Source organism: uncultured Campylobacter sp., assembly GCF_938045225.1.
In the GTDB taxonomy this organism is placed as follows: domain Bacteria; phylum Campylobacterota; class Campylobacteria; order Campylobacterales; family Campylobacteraceae; genus Campylobacter_A.
Genome location: NZ_CALINL010000161.1, coordinates 1 through 3,671 on the forward strand (window position 1 = coordinate 1; position 3,671 = coordinate 3,671).

Annotated in this window: 2 protein-coding genes; both read right to left on the reverse strand. The window is 40.4% G+C overall.

Going from position 1 to position 3,671, the window contains the following annotated elements; genetic code table 11:
* On the reverse strand, positions 1-1,996 hold a 1,996-nt coding region (locus tag Q0200_RS06100; protein ID WP_297939051.1), incomplete at its 3' end, for an N-6 DNA methylase.
* Between the two features lie 341 nt (positions 1,997-2,337).
* The gene (msrA, locus tag Q0200_RS06105; protein WP_297939053.1) at positions 2,338-3,450 is read right to left on the reverse strand and encodes a peptide-methionine (S)-S-oxide reductase MsrA; all 1,113 of its coding nucleotides are present in this window, start codon (positions 3,448-3,450) and stop codon (positions 2,338-2,340) included.
* Between the last annotated feature and the right edge of the window lie 221 nt (positions 3,451-3,671).

Consider the following 3,671-nt stretch of genomic DNA (forward strand, 5'->3'; position numbering starts at 1 on the left):
ATTGCAGCAAAAAGTCTCCGTTATTTATAATGCTAACGGCACGGTTTTTGGCGTGGACTAAGGCGTTCGGCTTGTTTGCTAGACGGCGTAAAAATAAAATAACCGTATTTGTGCCAGTTTTGCCGAATGTTTTATTTCCGAATTCACTAATGGCGATAATCTCGAAATTTCCTAATAAAATTTCGCGCGTTTTCTCGTAAATTTTACCAGTTTTATTTATAAGCGAGCTTGGCAAAACGATACCGCAAACGCCGTCTTTATCTAAAATTTGGGCAGCCCTCTCCACAAAAAAACACTCGATTGCATTATTGGTTTCTAGAGTATCAATTAATGCGCTAAGTTCGTACTTCTCATAATTATCATCATCTTTTAACGTCGTTAAAAAGCCTTTTACCGAGTAGGGTGGATTTGCAATCAAAATGTTAAAACCTCCTTTATCGATATCTTTATGGTAGGCTAGCGCGTCTTGATCTATAATGTTTAAGTCTTGCCCATACATAAAACTTGCAACCTTACTTACTTTACCCAAACGGCTTTCTTTTTCTACTCCGTAAATATTTTTGTGATGGCGCTTTAACTCGTCCGCGTCTTTTATATAATTAGCCTTAATAAAGCTTGCGTATTCGTTTATAAAATGTCCTGCACCGCAAGCATAATCAATCACTCTAACGTCTTCATTGTCTTTTAAAATTTGCTCTATCGGCAGGCTTTGAATAATAAATTTAACGATAGGAAGCGGAGTAAAAAACTGACCTTCGCTTTGCTTGATGCCTTGATCCAAAAAGCCCTCAAATAAATCGCCTAAAAATTGATTATGCTCGCTATTTGTTAGACGAATATTTTCAAACATTTCGACTACTTCGGTTAAAATTTTGACGTTTTTCTTAAAAAGCTCTTCGTTATAAACTTCTACAAAAGCAAAGTCGTTATTCGTATAAAATTTAAGCTCTCTAAAATATTTTTCTATCGTCTTTTTAGTCTCGTCGGGATCTTTTTTAAGAAATTTAAAAGCATCTTGAATTTGCTTGTCAGAGACGTATGCGATCTCTTTTTGCAAAAATTTCATCATACCTTTTTGATAAAGTTGCTGGAGCCTATCGCTAAAAGCATAAATATCGTCATATCTTTTGCCGCGATAGTTAAATTTAAGCTCGTTTGGATTTTCTAACTCATCAATAATCTTACAAAGAAATAAATTTAAGAGTTTGTCAAAAGCATTTTCACGTCCACTAATGTTATGCTTTCGCATAATTGTTGCAAATTCATTATATTTACCGCCCACGTCGCTTAATGTAATCTCCTGTAAGCTACGTAATGTTTTTTGATTTTGTTTTATATTAAACGGCTTGCTATCAAATACGCCTACGCTAAAGCCATCATACTCATAAGTATCTCGCCAAACTTGAAATTTTTCTATATTATTCGTAGCATTTTCATAGGTTTTATCGGCGTTTTTACTTATCTTTTCATCGTCGCTTAAATCTATCGCAAAGTACTCGTTTTTAGGCGTATTGCTATCAAAATCAGCCGTATAAAGAAGCAAAAACTTTGCAGATGTTTCTTGCTGATAATAGCTAAAAAGCTGACCGCCGTTTTCTCTCATTTTGGATAGCTCTTTTTTATACTCCATACCAAAAGTTTTGCATTCTATTATCATATATGTTGAGCCTTGATTGTCTTTTACGATAATGTCGGCTTTACCGCTTTTCTGATCTCTGCCGAGTTTCCATTTGCGCTCTATCTCTAAATTTGAAGGCGCATAACCGCTAGTTAAAAGGCGATCTATACACTCTAAAACGACGAAATTTTCGGGATGATCGAAATTTGAGCTAGTTTTATCGCCGCAAATAAGCTCTTTTGGATAGATAATTTTTTGAGATTTAAAATTCACTAGGATATTGTCGTTTTGATAATTTTTAGTAAAAATTTCACCATTTTCGTCTAACGTAAAATTTAGTTTTTGGAGAACTTCTCTTAAATTTTCTTTTGTTATCATGTTTCACCCCTTAGTTCTTTGTCTTAAGTAATACGTAGTTATATTAAGAGTCGTTAGTATAGCATTTTTCGCACGCATATACTTAATAACACATGGGATAATTTTGACGAGTGCTCTAAATTCGACGTACCGCGCCACCGTTTCGAAGGTGCGGGTCTCAGCGGGTAAAATTTGAAGCCGAAATTTACAAATTTGACTTCAAATTTGAACGTAAAACGATAAGGCGAAGTATTTTGAGATGATTTTTGGGGTTTTGAAGTTAAAATTTGACGAAGATAAGGCATGTAGCCTATCGAGTCAAATTTTAACAAAGTCCACAAAAAGCGCTCAAAAGACAAGCCTTACTTGGCAGAATACTGCGCGTCGAGATACGGTATCAAATACCCATACCCCTGCTCCCCCATCTCCTCCTTTGGCACAAATCTCAGTGCAGCGCCGTTGATGCAGTATCTTAGCCCTCCTTTATCGCGCGGACCGTCGTCAAATACGTGCCCCAAATGCGAATCCGACATCGCGGTTTTTACCTCGGTGCGCACCATGCCGTGCGATAGATCGGACTTTTCGGCGATCAGGCTAGCATCTATCGGCTTAGTAAAGCTCGGCCAACCGCAGCCAGCGTCAAATTTATCGTACGAGCTAAAAAGCGGCTGACCGTTAGTGATATCGACGTAGATGCCGATACGCTCCTCGTCGTTTAGCTCACTGCTGTGCGGACGCTCGGTCGCGGCGTGCTTTACGACGTCGTATGAGATGGCGCTGAGCTCATTTTTTAGCGCAGCGTCGTCTTTGTTTTTGTAGTTTTGCAGATTTTGCTTCATATCGCGCTTCTTGTCGCTCAAAATTTCGCCTTTTTTAGGCAGGCTCTCAAAGGTCACGTGGCAGTAGCCGTGCGGATTTTTGTCCAGATAGTCCTGGTGATACTCCTCGGCTTTGTAGATATTTTCTAGCGGCGCGACCTCCGTTACGATGGGTGCTTTGTAGTTTTTTTGTTGTTCGGCGATAAAGGCTCTGATCGCCGGCTCGTCCGCCGCATCGGTGTAGTAGATGCCCGTACGGTACTGCGTGCCGCGGTCGCCGCCTTGCTTGTTTAGGCTGGTGGGATCGATGGTGTTAAAATAAAATTTGAGCAAATGCGGCAGGTCGATCACGTACTCGTCGTATTCGACCCAGACGGCCTCGGCGGCGTTCGTGTCGCCCGTGCAGACCTGCTCGTAGCTAGGATGCGGCACCTTTGAGTTCGCGTAGCCCGTGTAGGTGCTAACCACGCCGGGAAGCTGCTTGAGATAGGCCTCCGTGCCCCAAAAGCACCCGCCCGCTAGCACAATCGTTTTGTTCGCGGTCGCAGACTCTTTTGTATTATGATTCATCTGTTCTCCTTGTAAATTTAAAAATATACCTAAAAATAGCGCCAAAGCGCCGACTATTCCTGCTGTTTTTAACGTTTTGCCAAGCATTTTTGCTCCTTTTGGCTTAAAATTAGACTAAATTTGATTCTGGCAAATTTGACTTCAAATTTGACGGTTTTGCATTTTATGCACCGAGACCCGCATCTTGAAACTGCTAAATTTGGGTTGGTTAAATTTAGCGTTGCGAGTTTGGCTTCCTTGCGTAAATTAACCTTTCTTGTTAAGGGGGAAGGGGCTTGAATTACGAAGTCGCTCCCTTCCCCCTTAAC